The following is a 16,519-nucleotide window of genomic DNA, read 5'->3' on the forward strand; positions in this document are numbered from 1 at the left end:
GTTCTTTCGAATTATGGACGAAGAAAAAACTATACAATTGTCTAAAAAAGGAGATATTGACATTTATTTTCAGCTGGACTTTTCAAAAAAACTATGAAAAATCCGCAAGAATATTCTTTAAAACAAAACATTTCTAAATTTTATTAAAAATTTTTATTCGAATAAAAACCTTCTTTACCTTATTTTTTAGTGTAAAATAACCTGTTATTAACCAAATAAATACACTTAAACTAACTCGTTTCGTTTGTGATTTTCTAGCTCAAAACGTGTTATTTCAAGCCTAATTTCAAAAAGTTTTTTTCGGAATCTTTTTGTGTATTTCAAAAATAGTTGCATTTTTGCACCCGCAATAGCAAAACAGGTCCGTTCGTCTATCGGTTAGGACGCCAGGTTTTCATCCTGGTAAGGGGGGTTCGATTCCCCCACGGACTACAAAAAAAGCTTCAGAGAAATCTGAAGCTTTTTTGTTTTTAGGTACTTGCACTACTTTTAATTTAACCAATCAGACACTAATTTTCGGTAGGTTTCACCAATAGGAAGCTGCTCTCCGCTAATCAACTGAATTTGATTTCCATCAATAATTTTTATTTTGTTCTTTGGAATAATATACGAACGGTGAATGCGTACAAATTGGTTTACAGGCAGTTTTTCGAGAATATCTTTCATATTTTCGAGAACCATAATTTTTTCGCCTTTTGTGTGTATTCGGATATAATCTTTTAATCCTTCAATGTAAAGAATGTTAGCTGTCGCAATTTTATAATGCTTCCTTTCGGCTTTAACAAGCAAAAAATCCTCAGAATCTTGGTTCTGAAAAGTTTCCTGCCAGCGAATGAATTTCTCAACACTTTGATAAAACCTATTGAACACTATAGGTTTCAGTAAATAATCAATTACATGAAACTGAAAAACATCTAAAGCATAATCTGTATAAGCAGTTGTAACAATAAAGTTATGTTTTTGATTAAACATCTGCATTAATTCGATTCCGGTAAGCTGCGGCATTTGAATATCAATAAAAACCAAATCGACTGTTTCATTGTTCAATATCTCTATTGCTTTAAAAACATCCGAATCAGCATACAAAACATTCAATCTAGGAACTTTTGATGCATAATCTGCCATAAGTTTTACTGCAAACGGCTCATCGTCTAATATAATACAATTTATTTTTTTCATTTTAAATCTATTTCAAGTTCAGCTGTAAACTGATTATTTTGATTCACTAATTTTAATTGATGTTTTTGAGGATAATGAAATTCTAATCGCTTCTTTAAATTATCCAGCCCAATTCCGCCCAGCTTATCTTTCTTTTGTATTGCGATACTATTTACGACCTTAAAATTGAGCTTTTTGTCTTTCAAGTTCAAATTAATTAAAATCGGATTTTCGTTCGAAGTTAATCCATGTTTTAAAGCATTTTCAATTAATGGAGATAAAACATAAGGCGGAATTTCTTCTGAAACCTCTGCCGTTTCAATTCGAAAATCGATATAAGCATTTTCCTGATGCCTTAATTGTTCAAGTTCGATGTAGGCTTTTATATAATCGATTTCATCTTGCAATCTAATTTTTTCTTTTTGAGATTCATAAGTCGTAAAACGCATAATTTGACTTAATTTTTCAATCGCCTCCAAAGATTTATCCGATTGAAAATAGACCATCGAGTAAATATTATTTAGTGTATTAAAAACAAAATGAGGGTTAATCTGCGCTCTTAGAAATTTGATTTCGGTATTTTTATTTTCTTCCAAAATAATCTGATTGTACTCTAAAAGACGAATAAAATAAATTACAAACCAAAGCAGTGAACTCAAAATTACAGCCATACTGCAGTAATTCAAATTATCTAACATATAGTTAAAAATTCAGGATTTATATAGTTTATTTTATCAAACAAAACTGCTGTTATAACTTGTTCAATAAGCCATCTTAATAAGGTAAAAAACAGGTAAGAAACTAATACGCCTGCAAAAAATATTTTCCATTGAAAGGCTTTAAAAACCCTTTTCATTACAATTAAATAGTGAAAGTAAAAGGTAAAAACAAAAACAATGCAATAAGTTATAAAAAACAAATCTAGAACAAAAACATTTGTTTGTATTGGATTTTTGGCAAATATAAAATACGCCATCAAAAGCCAATATATAACATGAATGATAATCTCTGCCTTTAGTGATAATGTTTCCTTACGCATATTGATATTTATTTTTTTCAAAGATATACATTCATAAAAAAGTCTAAAAACGGGTTTGTAGATTATTCAAGGGGGTTTGTCGATAAAACTAGTTTTAGGCATTTTTTCAGCACAGTTTTGCATGGTAATTAAATCAAAACCTATGAAAAAAGTTATCATCCTATTGTTTATTCTTCTTAGTCAAACTAATGTATTCAGCCAGCAATTTTCTATTAAAGGAAAAGTAATAAATCAAAACAAAGAGCAAGTCGAATTTGTAATTGCCAGTTTATTTAAGGACAACAAAATGGTCACATCCGTTTCGACTGACAGTTTGGGGAATTTTGAATTGAAAACTGAAAAAGGAATCTATAGATTGCTGCTGGAACAATTTGGAACAGAATACTTGAACAAAGAAGTTACTCTTGACCAAAACATTGATCTAGCGGTAATTGAAATTAAAGAATCAATAAACCTTGAAGGAGTAACCATAAAATCTAGAAAAAAACTGGTTGAACAAAAAGTCGATCGACTTGTTTTTAATGTCGAAAATTCTGTAACTGCCACAGGCGGAACAGCTTTAGATGCCTTAAAAGCAACGCCAACGGTAAGAGTTCAAAATGAAATTATTTCGATTGTTGGAAAAGGTGAAATTTTTGTCATGATTGATGATCGCTTGCAAAAAATGCCGCAAGAAGATTTAGCTGCGTTTCTAAAATCAATTCCGTCTGATAACATTAAAAGTATTGAAGTCATAACTACTCCGCCGGCAAAATATGATGCAGAGGGCAACAGCGGGCTTATTAATATCAAATTAAAAAATGCCAAAGCAAATTCATGGAATGCGAATATTGGAACTTCATACACACAAAAAACGTATACAGGCGAAAACCTAAATGGATTATTTACTTACAACTATGATAAAATTTCGGTGCAGGCTTCTGTTAACAAAGGAAAACAAAAATTACGCTCTACTTCAGAAAGTGCTATATTTTACACAAACGAGTTATGGAAAGAAGATATTAAAAATAAATCTGTAATTGATGTATTGAGTTTAGGCTTTGGTCTTGATTACAAACTAACTAATAAATGGACAGCAGGAATTCAGTATCTTGGCAGTTTTACAGACAAAACCTCAACTAATAATCCGTTTACAACTATATATAATAATAGCGGAACGGCAGATTCTTATATCGCTTCGGATGTTAATGCGGCCAACAATCCGAAAATGAATACTGTTAATTTTCAAAATTCTTTTGTATTAGACAGCTTAGGGAAAAATATTTCGATTAATCTGGATTACTTCAATTACAGTAAAAATGATTATCGTTTCTTTTCTGGAAATGAATTAGATCGCAATAAAAATGTTATTCCTAACACTTTTTTTTCGTCGACCACCAGCAATGTCAATACAATCAAAAATTACTCTGCAAATATCGACGTTTCGTTACCGTATCAATGGGCAGAGATTAGTTTTGGAGCAAAAGCTTTTCATACCAATACTGATAACAATTTAGCCGTATACAACAATGAAACAGGAATTGCGGTTTTCAATACAAACCATTCGAATATTTTTAATTACAAAGAGTACAATCAAGCTTTATATTTTTCGGGAAGCAAAAAGATAAATTCTAAATGGGAGACACAAATGGGTTTGCGAATTGAAGCTACACAAACCAAAGGTTATTCTGAAAATCTAAATCAAACAACTGAAAACCATTATATCAAATTATTCCCAACGGCTTATTTGACTTATGCGCCAAATGAAAACAATTCTTTCTCTTTAAATTACAGTCGAAGAATCCGCAGACCAGAGTTTGAGTATTTAAATCCTTTTGTAATTCAAACAAGTCCTTATTCTTATTCGCAGGGAAATCCATATTTAAAACCTTCGTTAATTGATAATTTTGAATTTTCGTTTATCCGAAATCAAAAATGGGTTAACTCTGTTTATTTTTCTCAGGTTTCAGATTTTGGGCAGGAATTATCTATCATCGATCCTGAAACAAACAGCACCAAAAGAATGCCGTTAAACTATGCAAATACGTATCAAATAGGGTTTTCTACTTCGTACAACTTCAATAAATATTCTTGGTGGAACAGTTTTACAGGTTTTAATTTAAACTATCAAAATGTAAAATCAAGAACAAATTTCATTAGTTCTATAGATGGATACAACGGATATATTTACAGCAATAATGACTTTACGATAAGCACTAACAAAACAGTATTTATTGGATTAAACTACGGTTTACAGCTTCCTGGACGTTATCAAATTTTTAATATTTCGACTTTGAACATTTTAGATATCTCGGTTAAAATGCTCACTTTCAAAAAAAACCTGTCAATTACATTTCTAGCCGAAGACGTATTGAATGCTCAAAAACCATTAATTACCTACACTTCAAACGGAATAAAAACAAATATAAAAAGTTACGGTGACACTAGAGGTTTTAGAATTTCGTTAAGTTATAAATTTGGAAATCAAAATATTAAATCAAAACAACGCGATTTTGGAAACGAAGACGAAAGAAATAGAATAAACTAATTGCAGCAACAAAAACAGAGCTTCAGAGAAATCTGGGGCTTTTTGTGCATGGAAATAAATTGTGCTATAAATATTCCGCTCCGCTGGAGCTTTCAAAACAAATAAAAAATTCTGCAATCAAAGAGGCAAATTATTTAAGTTTAGAATTATAAAGCTGTTTTAAATTACTTTCAATTGCTTTACAATCTCGTGCATATGTTCTTCATCAGTGCCGCAGCAGCCGCCAAATACATTTAAGTGGCTAAAAGTATCTTTTAAGTTTTTGTATTCTTTACCCAAATCCTTAGGAATTCCTCGGTCTAATTCTGTGGCTTCGTCTAATTCGGCGTGGCTTTTACAAGATGCATTTGCTCGAAAACCTTTTATTCTTTTTATCCAATTTTCATTTGCATTCGCTTTCAGTTCGTTTACAAAATGCGTAGGATGCGCACAATTTATCATATAATACATTGGAGGAATATTCACGCTTTTGTCTATTTTTTCGATTGCGTCTTTTAAGCTCATTCCAGTTGGCAGTTTTCCATCAGTTTCGACTGTAAACGAAATGACTACAGGCAAACTTACAGTTTCTGCAGCTTGAACAATACCTATCACTTCTTCGATATAATTCATGGTAAGTGCCGAAACAAAATCAACCGGCATTTGACTCAATGCTTTTATTTGCGTTAAATGATATTGCTTTGCTTCGTCGACATTCATACAATTATCAGGCACATAACCATCGCCTCTAGGACCAATGCAGCCGCTTATAAGAATAGATTTTACAGTATTCGAAAATTCTGTTTTTAAATCTGATAAAAGCGAAACTGCTTTTTTATTCAACTCAAATAAGGAATCTTTTGAGTACCCAATTTTTTCAATCCACTCTGGATTTGCGCGCCAAGTTGGGCTTTCTAAAATAAAATTGGTTTTATACTTTTCGGCAATTTTTAAATAACGCGAATAATAATTTTTCATGCTGTCGTATCCTTTTTGATCTTTTAATATATCAAAGGCAGCAAAATAAGGCAGATCATAACCTTCTAGAAAAAACAATGTTGTTTCGAGTCCGCCATCGGTTAAAAACAAATCTTCAGATTCGTTTGGCAGTGTATTTTTAGTCTTTTTCATCTTCACTTCATTAAACACAAATAATTAATAATCAAACAAATAGCACTATAAATATACAAAATTTCGACTTCTTCAAATAAAAAATCAAACAAAAGCAAAATCAAGAACTTTGCTTTTCAAGAATACTTTTCGGCATTTTTTTCAAAAACATAACCATAACCATAAAGAGTTTATTTACTTTTGCACCCGCAATGGTTTAGCTGCAACTTTTCAAGTGCAGTTAACGAAGAGGGAATCAGGTGCAAATCCTGAACAAGCCCGTTACTGTAAATTCCATGCAACATTTTGACAGATTAGGAGAGCTTTTTTGGCTTTCGGAATCAAATCTTTTGCCACTGCATTTTTATCAAATGTGGGAAGGCGGCTCAAAATGGGAATAAGTCAGGAGACCTGCCACTGCATATAATTTTAGGCTCTCGCGGACCAGAGTTTTAAAGACAAACACATTTATCAAACTAAACATTTGATTTCATTTTTTCCGTTTAAAACTATTTGTCACAAATAGACTATTTTGCTATGCACGTATGTAAAAACAGGCATTCAAGTCTGCTGCATTGTGGATTATGTGCCTTATTATGGATTTTATTTATGAATCCGATTATGGCACAGGATAATCCTAAAACTAAGGAGCGAGACTCTTTAAAACCACTTGTGTTAAACGAAGTGATTCTAACTGCGAGCAAACGCGAGTTTAGGATCGAATCGCCTATGCCTGTTCAGATTTTATCGGGTAAACAGCTCGAAGCACTAAACAGTCTTTCGGTTGCAGATGCGGTTCGTTATTTTTCGGGCGTTCAACTGAAAGATTACGGCGGAATTGGCGGTTTAAAAACCATAAACGTTCGAAGTTTAGGAAGCGCTCATACAGCAGTTTTTTATGACGGAATGACGGTTGGAAATGCGCAAAACGGTCAAGTTGATTTAGGAAAATATTCTTTGGATAATATTGAAGCCATCGAACTTTATAATGGTCAAAAATCGACTATTTTTCAGCCTGCACGAGGTTTTTTCGCTTCAAGTACACTTTTACTAAAAACAAAAATTCCTGTTTTTGAATCGGGTAAAACCACAAATATTAGAACTTCTTTTAAAACTGGATCTTTTGGATTAGTAAATCCTTCTGTTCTTTATCAGCAAAAAATAACTTCTAAAACAGCGCTTTCCTCCAATATTGAATGGCTTAAAGCCGATGGAAAATACAAATACCGCTATCAGAAAAAAGACGGTTATGATACAACGGCTGTTCGCCAAAACGGAGACATAACCGCACTTCGGGCTGAATTGAACCTGCATACCAAATTTGGTTCAAACGCTATTGCCAACTTTAAGGCTTATTACTACGATTCTGAAAGAGGACTTCCGGGCGCTATTCTAGCTAATAGATACGAACATGTGCAAAGACAATGGGATCGTAATTTTTTCATTCATGGTTCTGTACAGAATTCCTTTTTCGAAAAACATGAAATACTTACTAATGTAAAATTCAGCAGAGACTACAGCCGTTATATCGATCCTGATTATAAAACTCTTGAAGGCGCATTGGATAATAAATATTACCAAAACGAATTTTACGCTTCGATTGTCAATCTCTACACTATAAAAGATTGGTGGAAAATGTCGTTTGCAGCAGATTTCTCCATTAATACGCTTGATGCTAATTTATACCGTTTTCCCTATCCTACCCGATATTCTTATCTAGGCGTTATTTCCAGCGAAATGCATTGGAAACGACTTGATATTCAAGCCAATTTGCTTGGAGCTTATATCGACGAGCAGGTTAAATATTATCAGCAAGGCGATAGTCAGCATGTTTTCTGTCCGGTTGTATCCGCTTCTTATCAACCTTTTACGATAAAGAATTTCAGAGTTCGAGCGTTTTACAAAGAGTCTTTTAGAATGCCGACTTTCAATGATCTGTATTACACTTTTATAGGCAACAGTTCTTTGCGTCCAGAATTTACAACGCAATACGATGTGGGAACAACTTACAGTATTGAGCCTAAAAAAATGCTGCAATCAATATCATTTCAAGCCGATGTTTATTACAATCGTGTAAAAGATAAAATTATCGCAATGCCGTCATCTAACCTTTTTAGATGGACTATGATGAATTTGGGCGAAGTCGATATTCGCGGCTTAGAACTAAACACCAATTTCGTTTTTAAATTCCCGCAGCAAATCTTTCTAGATTTAGGTTTAAGTTATACCTATCAAAAAGCAATTGACATTACTGCAAAAGGAACAACTTACGGTGATCAAATTCCTTATACACCAGAAAACAGTGGTACAATAACCTCATCGATCAACTGGAAAAACTGGAATCTTAACTACAGTTTTATATATACCGGCGAGCGTTACAGTCAAAAAGCAAACATTCCTGTTAATTATGTTAAACCTTGGTACACCAGCGATATGGCTCTTATTTGGAATGGAAAATTCTCAAAAATTCCTGTAAAATTAAGTGGCGAAGTCAATAATTTATTCAATCAATATTATGATGTAGTACTCAATTTTCCTATGCCGGGCAGAAACTATCGATTAAGCCTTTCTCTAAATTTTTAAAATAAAACAGCAACACTAAATAAATTCTCAGCAATGAAAACAAATTTCAAATTTTGGCTTTTACTCGCTTTTGCGGCAATAGCTCTTCAAGGATGTCAGGAAGATGATCCTATTATTCGTGAAGAAGTAGAAGTTTTACCGCCCGAAACCGTTACGACCGTACAAGGTTTTTATCTTCTTAACGAGGGGAATATGAACATGAATAAAGCTTCATTAGATTATTACGATTATGAAACCGGAAGTTACAAGCGTAATGTTTACGGTCAAGCAAATCCTGATGCGACTTTAGGTTTAGGCGATGTAGGAAACGACATTGGTATTTACGGTTCAAAATTGTATTCGGTTATCAACAACTCAAACAAAATTGAAGTTATGGATGTGGTTACCGCAAAACGTCTTAAAGTAATTGACATCAAAAATTGCCGATACATAACTTTTGCCAATGGAAAAGCTTACGCAAGCGCCTATGACGGCGAAGTACAATTGGGAGAAAATTCTCCAAATGGCTTTGTTGCCGAAATCGACACCACTTCGCTTTCGATCACAAAAACAGTGAAAGTAGGCCGTCAACCCGAAGAAATGGCTGTTGTAGGCAATAAACTTTATGTTGCCAATTCAGGAGGATATAGTCCGCCAAATTACGAAAGAACCGTTTCTGTAATTGATCTAAAAACTTTTACCAAAACAAAAGATATTGATGTTGCCATAAATCTGCACAGACTTGAGGCTGATGAAGATGGAGATTTGTATGTAAGCTCTCGCGGCGATTATTATGATATTCCTTCCAAACTATTTGTAATTGATACTAAAACTGACCTCATTAAAAAAACTTTTGATATTGCCTGCTCCAATCTTACTATCGTTGGTGACAAAGCTTATATAATTGGATCTGAATTTAGTTACAGCACCTTCGATTATATCATAAACTACAATTTGATTAATGTTAAAACCGAAACTTTACTTACAGAGAGCTTTTTACCTAAAGCGGTCAGCGACGAAATTAAAACTCCATACGGGCTTGCGGTTGATCCTGTTTCTCTAAATGTTTTTATAACGGATGCTGGAGATTATGTTTCGCCCGGAAAATTATACTGTATTGACAAAAACGGGAATACAAAATTCACGGTTACAACTGGAGATATTCCTGCACATTTTGCCTTTAAAACAAAAAAACAATAATTAATCCATAAATTTTAAAAATGAAGAAAATTCTACTTGCATTGTCGGTTGTCCTGCTTCTTTCGGGCTGTTATAAAGACGATATTAATGATCTAAAAAATGATGTCAATGATTTGAAAAACCGAATGGCACAATACGAGAACCTGCTTGATGTATTAAACAAAAGGTTGTATGTGGTAAACTACGAAACTAAAGACGGAAGTTATGTAATTACAATGAGCGACGGATCTAAATTAAATGTCCGCAATACCTCATCGTTTATAAAAATTGGTGAAAACGGAAACTGGTGGATCGATGGTGTTGACACTGGAAAATCTGCCAAAGGGGAAAGCGGAGCTAAAGGCGAAGCTGCAAAAATCACTATTGGAACTAACGGAAACTGGTTTGTTGATAATGTAGACACTGGCGTTTCTGCTTCTGGTCAAAAAGGAAAGGACGCTGCAGAAATTACATCGGTTGCATTGGCAAACGGAATTATGACTTTTACTTTTGCCGATGGCCGTACAATCAGCATCGTTGCAAGCGCTCCAGAAATTACACTGCCTAATCCAGCTGGTGGTTTTGCTGTAGATAAAATGCAATGGTTTAAAGTTCAGCCTCAATTAACAAATGCTGCAAATGCAACTTATAGATGGATTGTAAACAGCCAAGAAGTTGCTGCAACAACTGACTTGTTCTATATTTTTAGTGCTGCAGGAACTTACAATATCGAGTTTAAAGCTAAAAATGGAGTTGGCGAAAGTTCTAAATCTTTTACTGTTACTGTTGCCGAAAAAGCATATTTAAACAAAATTACACGTGTTTTTGACTTCTTTCCTGCTCCAGGACAATTTGTAAATGCGCTGCCTGCTGCGACTGCCGCAGATACTGACGAAACAATGCGTGTAAAAGCCGAAACAGCTTTAACAGCAGGAAACATGATCAGCCTTGGAGGATTTGGAGGTTATGTGCAATTTGGTTTTGACCATACGATTATCAATAAAGAAGGAAATGATTTTGTTGTTCTTGGAAATGCTTTTACAGATTGGGCTGAACCTGGAATTGTAATGGTTTCTTACGATGCAAATGGTAACGGAAAAGCGGATGATGAATGGTTTGAAATTGCAGGTTCTGAACACAATAAAGCGACGACTATCAAAAATTACGAAATGACGTATTATAAACCAGAAGCTGAACCAACTAATCCGAATGAACCAAATTACATTCGTTGGACTGACAATCAAGGACAAACTGGTTATATAGCAAAAAACCAATTCCACAAACAAACGTTTTTCCCTTTATGGAAAGGAAATAGTGTAACTTTTAAAGGAACATTCTTAAAATCTAATATTTACGATAAATCTGGCGGAAAAGGAAACAACTGGGCAAATCCTGCTTACGAATGGGGTTATACTGACAACTGGGCTAATGCTGATGTAAGAGGTCAAATCGACATAAGCTGGGCTGTAAATGCTAAAGGAGAATCAGTAAAACTAAAAGGAGTTGATTTTATTAAGGTATACAATTCTAACCGTGCTGAAGGCGGATGGCTTGGAGAAGTTTCAACAGAAGTTTCAGGATTTAAAGATTTAAATTTACCATAATTCCGTATTCTTATTTTTTGAAAAAAGGAAAGTCTCAGAATCTCTGAGACTTTTTTTATGCCTGAAAATCTTTCTAATCTGCGGCCGAGAAATAATTACACTTCTAAAGCCGACTTAAAAACAAAACACTCAACACTTTATCTAAATCATACTCAAATTGTGAATATCTATTTGAGTATTTTATGAGTTTATTTTCCTGTAAAATCTATCTTTGGCATCCTTAAAAAAATTAAAGAGATGAGCGCAATTTGGTACGAATGCAAAGTAAAATATAGAAAAACAGATGAAACTGGAGGCCAAAAAGTACTAACAGAACCTTATTTGGTAGATGCAGTATCTTATACAGAAGCTGAAAAAAGAATCAATGAAGAAATGGCTGCTTATATAAGTGAAGAATTCAAAATCACGAACATAAAAGTGGCAAATTATGCCGAGATTCATCCTTTTGAAAACACAGATCGTTGGTTTAGATCAAAAGTTTCTTTGATCGCTTATGACGAAGAAAGCGGAAAGGAAAGAAAATCGAATATGTATATGCTGATTCAGGCAAATGATGTGAGAGAAGCTTATGACAATACGATTCATGTTATGAAAAACACTATGGGAGAATATTCGATTCCTGCCATTTCTGAATCGCCAATTATGGACGTTTTCCCATACTTCAGCGGTGAAGAAGGAGAAACCGAAATGCTGGAAAGATTCAATGCTCTAAAAGCTTCTAAAACTGTAAAACCAGACGAAGAAACAATAGACCACATGGAATTTGAAACTGCATCAGAGGAATAAATTTTCTTAAACTCCAAAAATTAAAATTACAAATTAGCTTCAGAGAAATCTGGAGCTTTTTTTTATCAGCCAACATAACTTCTATTAATTATAAAATTAAAATAAATCATATATTCGTTATTACAAAACTGACCTAAAAGCACTTGCACACTAAACCAAAAATTCCATGACAAAAAAAACACTTGTTTTAATTGGATTTATCATTTTAAAATTTGTTTTACAGTACACGCTTTTAAGTCCTGAATATGATTTGCAGCGCGACGAATATTTGCATCTCGATCAAGCGCACCATTTGGCTTGGGGCTATTTATCTGTTCCTCCCGTTACTTCATGGTTTTCTTATCTAATATTTCAACTCGGAAATTCCGTTTTTTGGGTTAAGTTCTTCCCTGCCCTTTTTGGCGCACTCACTCTTTTATTTGTGTGGAAAACAATTGAGGTTTTAAAAGGTAGTTTTTATGCATTGGTTCTTGGCGCCATATGTATTTTGTTTTCGTCTCTTTTAAGACTCAATATGTTGTATCAACCCAACTCGCTCGACGTTTTGTGCTGGACACTATTTTATTATATCATAATTCAATTTATCACGACTCAAAAATCAAAATGGTTTTATATAGGCGCAATTGTATTTGCTTTTGGGTTTTTAAACAAATACAACATTCTTTTCCTGCTGATTGGTCTTTTACCTGCACTTTTACTGTCAAACCAAAGAAAAATACTGACCGAAAAAAAGCTGTATTCTGCCTTGATTTTAGGACTTCTTTTAATACTTCCAAACTTATTATGGCAGTATAATAATCATTTTCCGATTGTACATCACATGAAAGAATTGGCAGAAACACAATTGGTAAATGTAGATCGTCTCGATTTTCTAAAAGAACAACTCTTGTTTTTTATAGGATCTATCTTTGTTCTTTTCGCAGCTTTATACAGCTTATTATTTTATAAGCCTTTTGCAAAATACAGGTTCTTTTTTGGGGCGATAATTTTTACGCTCATTGTCTTTATTTATTTCAAAGCCAAAGCGTATTATGCCATTGGTTTATATCCTATTTATATTGCTTTTGGTGCCGTATACCTTTCTGAAGTGTTGCAAAAAGGATGGAAATATTATTTGCGATATGTATTTGCCGCCATTCCGATATTATTGTTTATTCCGATGTACAATATTGCGTTTCCAAACAAAACGCCAGAATACATTGTAAAACATCCTGAGAAGTATAAAAAATTAGGAATGCTGCGCTGGGAAGATGGAAAAGATCACAAACTACCGCAAGATTTTGCCGATATGCTGGGTTGGAAAGAGCTTGCCCGAAAAACGGATTCTGTTTATGCATTATTCCCAAAATCAGAAAATACGTTGGTGCTTTGCGATAATTACGGACAAGCGGGAGCAATAAATTTTTATACTCAAAAAGGAATAAAAGCTGTTTCTTTTAATGCTGATTATGTGAATTGGTTTAATTTGAATATCAAATACCAAAACTTGATTAGAGTTAAGGAATTTGAAGAAAACAGCAATGAACTCGCAGAAACAAGCCCGTATTTTGAAACTGCTTTTATCGCTGGTGAAATAACAAATCAATACGCAAGAGAATACAAAACAACCCTTTTTGTTTTTACCAATGCCAAAATCAACATAACCAAAAGACTGGAGCAGGAAATTAAAGAAGAAAAAAATTATGCCGACTAAAAAATGATTGATTTTACCTCTATTACCTATTTAAAAACAGGAAATTCAAAACAAGTTCGAGTTTATGAAATCTTAACCCAAAATAAGATTTTAGAAATCCTATATGAATTTGATCCTATTTTAACTGGCACCATTCCTATAAATATTGATATTGAAAACAGCGATCTTGATATTATTTGTTACTGGACAAACAAAACCGATTTTATAACCAAAATTTCCACAGCTTTTAGTACTAAACCTGAGTTTAAAATTAGAAACCGTTTGATCAATAACAATGAATCTGTAATTGCAAATTTTAAAATTGATGGTTTTGAAATAGAGATCTTCGGGCAAAATACTCCGACTAAAAATCAAAACGCCTATAAACATATGCTTATTGAACATCAAATTCTACAGTCAAGAGATGAGAATTTCAGATTAAAAATCATTGCGCTCAAGCAAAATGGTTACAAAACAGAACCTGCTTTTGGTAAATTATTGGGTTTAAAAAACGATCCTTATACAGAATTACTCGATTACAAAATCTAACCAAGAACAAACACCAAATACAACATATTAAAATACAATTAATTAGAAACTAAAAAGCAATAATTCAAAATTTTTCAGTTATTTCTTTGCATAACCGTATTTAGTACTTATCTTTGCACCCGAAACATCGCGGGATAGAGCAGTAGGCAGCTCGTCGGGCTCATAACCCGAAGGTCACAGGTTCGAGTCCTGTTCCCGCTACTAAGACAAAGCTTCAGAGAAATCTGAGGCTTTTTTTTTAAACTACGACTTAAACTATTAGAAACAATAGACTACCTACAGCCTTTGTTCGATAAAAAATAAATTATATTATAATCGTAATTAAAATCCAATGCTTAAAAAAAACAAACCCCAAGTTCTATTTTTTATTCTTTTAAATTTATTTTTCACCCTCAATTCGTTTGCGCAAAAAAGTATTTATGCCGGAATCGAAATTGGACGCAGAGCTATTAAAGTGTCTGTTGTTGATGTAAATAACATTAAAAAAGCTGATTATAAAATACTTTCTTTCTGGACAGAAAGAATTCCGTTTGCCGATCATATCAGCGCTTCTGGAAAACTTACACCAGAAGACATAAACAAAACGAGTCTGACTATAGTCGATCAATTAAAAAAAATCAAAGCCGACTATAAAATGCTGGACGAAAATATCTTTATCGTTGCCGCTCCTGTATTTACATCTGCCAGCAACTTTGATGTTTTAAAAAGCAAAATCACTTCTCTTACCAATAAAGAACTTGAAATACTTGATGGTACTGAAGAAGCCAAAACGTTAGTTAAAGGCGCAATACCGCCTGTTGATTATGCAAATGCTTTTCTTTTAGATATTGGCGCTCAAACTACTAAAGGCGGTTACATTGACGAACTTAAAGACAATAAATTAGAATTTATCCCTCTAGAACTTGATTTTGGCACCATGACGCTTACTGATGCTGTAGAAAAAACAGTGACCAATAAAAGTCAGCTTAATGATATGTCAACCTATCAAGAAAAGTCATTTGATTTTAATCCAAAATTACGCAAGAAAACTAAAGAGCTGTTTGACGCAAATCCGCTTTTAATGAAAAAAGATAAATTATATTTATCTGGCGGTGCTGTTTGGGCATTTTCAACGCTTTATTATGATGAAAACGTTAAAGATCATTACATTCCTTTGACGCTTCAAGATGTTATCGATTATGACGCTATTCTGAAAAATAACTTTGGAAAATTTACAAACCTTGCCAAAACCAACAAAGAAATGGCGAGAGTTTTAAGCACTTATGACCAGAAATACCTTATTTCGGCAAACAACATATTGGTAACGTGTTTAGAAAGTATTCCAAACTTAGAAACAAAGAAAATATATTTTGTAAAAGAAGGACAAGTAACTTGGTTGATCTCTTACATTGCCGATCGCTCTAAAAAAGTAAATACTAATTTTTAAAGATCACTATTTAATGTATACATTGCACAATTGTTATTCGATTTTGCATTTTAAACTAATCAAAGCTTCAGAGAAATCTGGAGCTTTTTTTTGAATAAAAAATGTATACTTATGCATTTTTTAGTTAGAATTCTTCGTGAAGCGAGGATGTTTTATTTTACATTCTTTGTCGATTCTCTTTGCGCCACACGAAAGGATTCGTGCGGGAGCGAGTAAAAAAAACAATCTGATACACTACCAATTACCCTCATTTCTCCTTTTTAAATTTCAAAATCTGTTTTTTTTCAAGTACAACTAATGAATCACTTGTTAGCTTTAAAATTTTCCATTGAAAATTAGACACATCATCATCATTAAAAAAATCAATTACTTTACCTTTTATTTCATACTCAAAAAACAATTGCTTATCATTAGGATAAAAGTTCATTTTCATTGCCTTATCACTAATATTCAATTTAAGAATTAAGTCATTTTCCTTTGTAACCCAGTTACCACAAACAGAATTTATATTTGTTTTACCAACAGGACTATCCGTTATTAAATTATTATTTTTGGAGTAAGCAAAAACCGCAATAAAAACAACATAAATCAGGAGAACAATTAGCTTTTGAACAAGGCTTTTATTTTTTAAGAACCATGTAAGGCAAAAACTTAAAAACACACCTATAATACTAAAAAAAAGACTTCCTAATAGTGAAGAAGATTGAAGAACATATTCTTTAAAAAAGAAAAATGTCAGTACAAATATACACACTGCAAATCCAATCGTTGTATAAAATTCTTTATTTAATTTTTGCTTCATTATTTTTTATTTTGCATTTGTTCTTTTATTTCACCCTGCTCCCCAAAGTGTTCATGACAAGCGCTGCGCAAATGTCTCTGACTTTGCGCTACCTTATCTTCTTCTTAAAAACGTAAGGTTCTAAAA

General features: G+C 33.1%; 13 protein-coding genes, 2 tRNA genes and 1 riboswitch. Of the genes, 10 read left to right on the forward strand and 5 right to left on the reverse strand.

What is annotated here, in order from left to right; translation table 11 throughout:
• Positions 1 to 360: 360 nt before the first annotated feature.
• Positions 361 to 432 (forward strand) — tRNA-Glu (locus tag BOW55_RS05110).
• A 57-nt stretch (positions 433 to 489) separates the two neighbouring features.
• On the opposite strand, the gene BOW55_RS05115 is transcribed toward BOW55_RS05110, so the two are convergent.
• The 3 genes from BOW55_RS05115 to BOW55_RS21245 are packed head-to-tail and all read right to left on the reverse strand — an operon-like array spanning position 490 to position 2,218.
• On the reverse strand, positions 490 to 1,179 hold the full coding sequence (locus tag BOW55_RS05115) for a LytTR family DNA-binding domain-containing protein (protein ID WP_129023261.1): 690 nt from the start codon (positions 1,177 to 1,179) through the stop codon (positions 490 to 492).
• A complete protein-coding gene (locus tag BOW55_RS05120; RefSeq protein ID WP_241686478.1) occupies positions 1,176 to 1,856 on the reverse strand; it encodes a sensor histidine kinase in 681 nt (226 codons plus the stop codon). Before BOW55_RS05120 ends, BOW55_RS05115 begins: the two co-directional genes overlap by 4 nt.
• Positions 1,850 to 2,218, reverse strand: coding sequence for a hypothetical protein (locus BOW55_RS21245; RefSeq protein WP_241686479.1), 369 nt, complete (start codon positions 2,216 to 2,218; stop codon positions 1,850 to 1,852). The genes BOW55_RS05120 and BOW55_RS21245 overlap by 7 nt, the downstream gene beginning before the upstream one ends.
• A 121-nt stretch (positions 2,219 to 2,339) precedes the next feature.
• On the opposite strand from BOW55_RS21245, the gene BOW55_RS05125 reads away from it, so the two are divergent.
• Positions 2,340 to 4,724: an outer membrane beta-barrel family protein gene (locus BOW55_RS05125; protein ID WP_129023262.1), complete on the forward strand. Its 2,385-nt coding sequence runs from the start codon at positions 2,340 to 2,342 to the stop codon at positions 4,722 to 4,724.
• Between the two features lie 159 nt (positions 4,725 to 4,883).
• Here the strand turns inward: BOW55_RS05125 and BOW55_RS05130 are convergent, their stop codons facing one another.
• A complete protein-coding gene (locus BOW55_RS05130) occupies positions 4,884 to 5,834 on the reverse strand; it encodes a homocysteine S-methyltransferase family protein (protein ID WP_129023263.1) in 951 nt (316 codons plus the stop codon).
• Between the two features lie 175 nt (positions 5,835 to 6,009).
• A riboswitch (cobalamin riboswitch) is annotated at positions 6,010 to 6,247 on the forward strand.
• 79 nt (positions 6,248 to 6,326) lie between these two features.
• On the opposite strand from BOW55_RS05130, the gene BOW55_RS05135 reads away from it, so the two are divergent.
• From BOW55_RS05135 to BOW55_RS05170, 8 genes are all read left to right on the forward strand, one after another.
• Positions 6,327 to 8,396: a TonB-dependent receptor gene (locus BOW55_RS05135; protein ID WP_241686480.1), complete on the forward strand. Its 2,070-nt coding sequence runs from the start codon at positions 6,327 to 6,329 to the stop codon at positions 8,394 to 8,396.
• 33 nt (positions 8,397 to 8,429) lie between these two features.
• Entirely contained in the window at positions 8,430 to 9,575 is a 1,146-nt protein-coding gene (locus BOW55_RS05140) for a YncE family protein (protein ID WP_129023264.1), read from the forward strand.
• A gap of 20 nt (positions 9,576 to 9,595) precedes the next feature.
• Positions 9,596 to 11,158 carry a PKD-like domain-containing protein gene (locus BOW55_RS05145; protein WP_129023265.1) on the forward strand — a complete coding sequence of 521 codons (1,563 nt, stop codon included), beginning with the start codon at positions 9,596 to 9,598 and terminating at the stop codon, positions 11,156 to 11,158.
• A gap of 237 nt (positions 11,159 to 11,395) precedes the next feature.
• Positions 11,396 to 11,944 (forward strand): DUF4494 domain-containing protein, encoded by a 549-nt coding sequence (locus tag BOW55_RS05150; protein WP_129023266.1) that lies wholly within the window; start codon positions 11,396 to 11,398, stop codon positions 11,942 to 11,944.
• Positions 11,945 to 12,110: 166 nt separating this feature from the next.
• Complete coding sequence (locus tag BOW55_RS05155) at positions 12,111 to 13,637, forward strand: glycosyltransferase family 39 protein (protein WP_129023267.1); 1,527 nt, start codon at positions 12,111 to 12,113, stop codon at positions 13,635 to 13,637.
• Between the two features lie 3 nt (positions 13,638 to 13,640).
• Positions 13,641 to 14,165 carry a DUF4269 domain-containing protein gene (locus BOW55_RS05160; protein WP_129023268.1) on the forward strand — a complete coding sequence of 175 codons (525 nt, stop codon included), beginning with the start codon at positions 13,641 to 13,643 and terminating at the stop codon, positions 14,163 to 14,165.
• A 128-nt stretch (positions 14,166 to 14,293) separates the two neighbouring features.
• A tRNA-Met gene (locus BOW55_RS05165) sits at positions 14,294 to 14,366 on the forward strand.
• A gap of 130 nt (positions 14,367 to 14,496) precedes the next feature.
• A complete protein-coding gene (locus BOW55_RS05170; RefSeq protein ID WP_129023269.1) occupies positions 14,497 to 15,591 on the forward strand; it encodes an exopolyphosphatase in 1,095 nt (364 codons plus the stop codon).
• A 247-nt stretch (positions 15,592 to 15,838) separates the two neighbouring features.
• On the opposite strand, the gene BOW55_RS05175 is transcribed toward BOW55_RS05170, so the two are convergent.
• A complete protein-coding gene (locus BOW55_RS05175; RefSeq protein WP_129023270.1) occupies positions 15,839 to 16,393 on the reverse strand; it encodes a hypothetical protein in 555 nt (184 codons plus the stop codon).
• Between the last annotated feature and the right edge of the window lie 126 nt (positions 16,394 to 16,519).

It is taken from the genome of Flavobacterium sp. YO12 (assembly GCF_004119495.1).
Lineage (GTDB): Bacteria > Bacteroidota > Bacteroidia > Flavobacteriales > Flavobacteriaceae > Flavobacterium.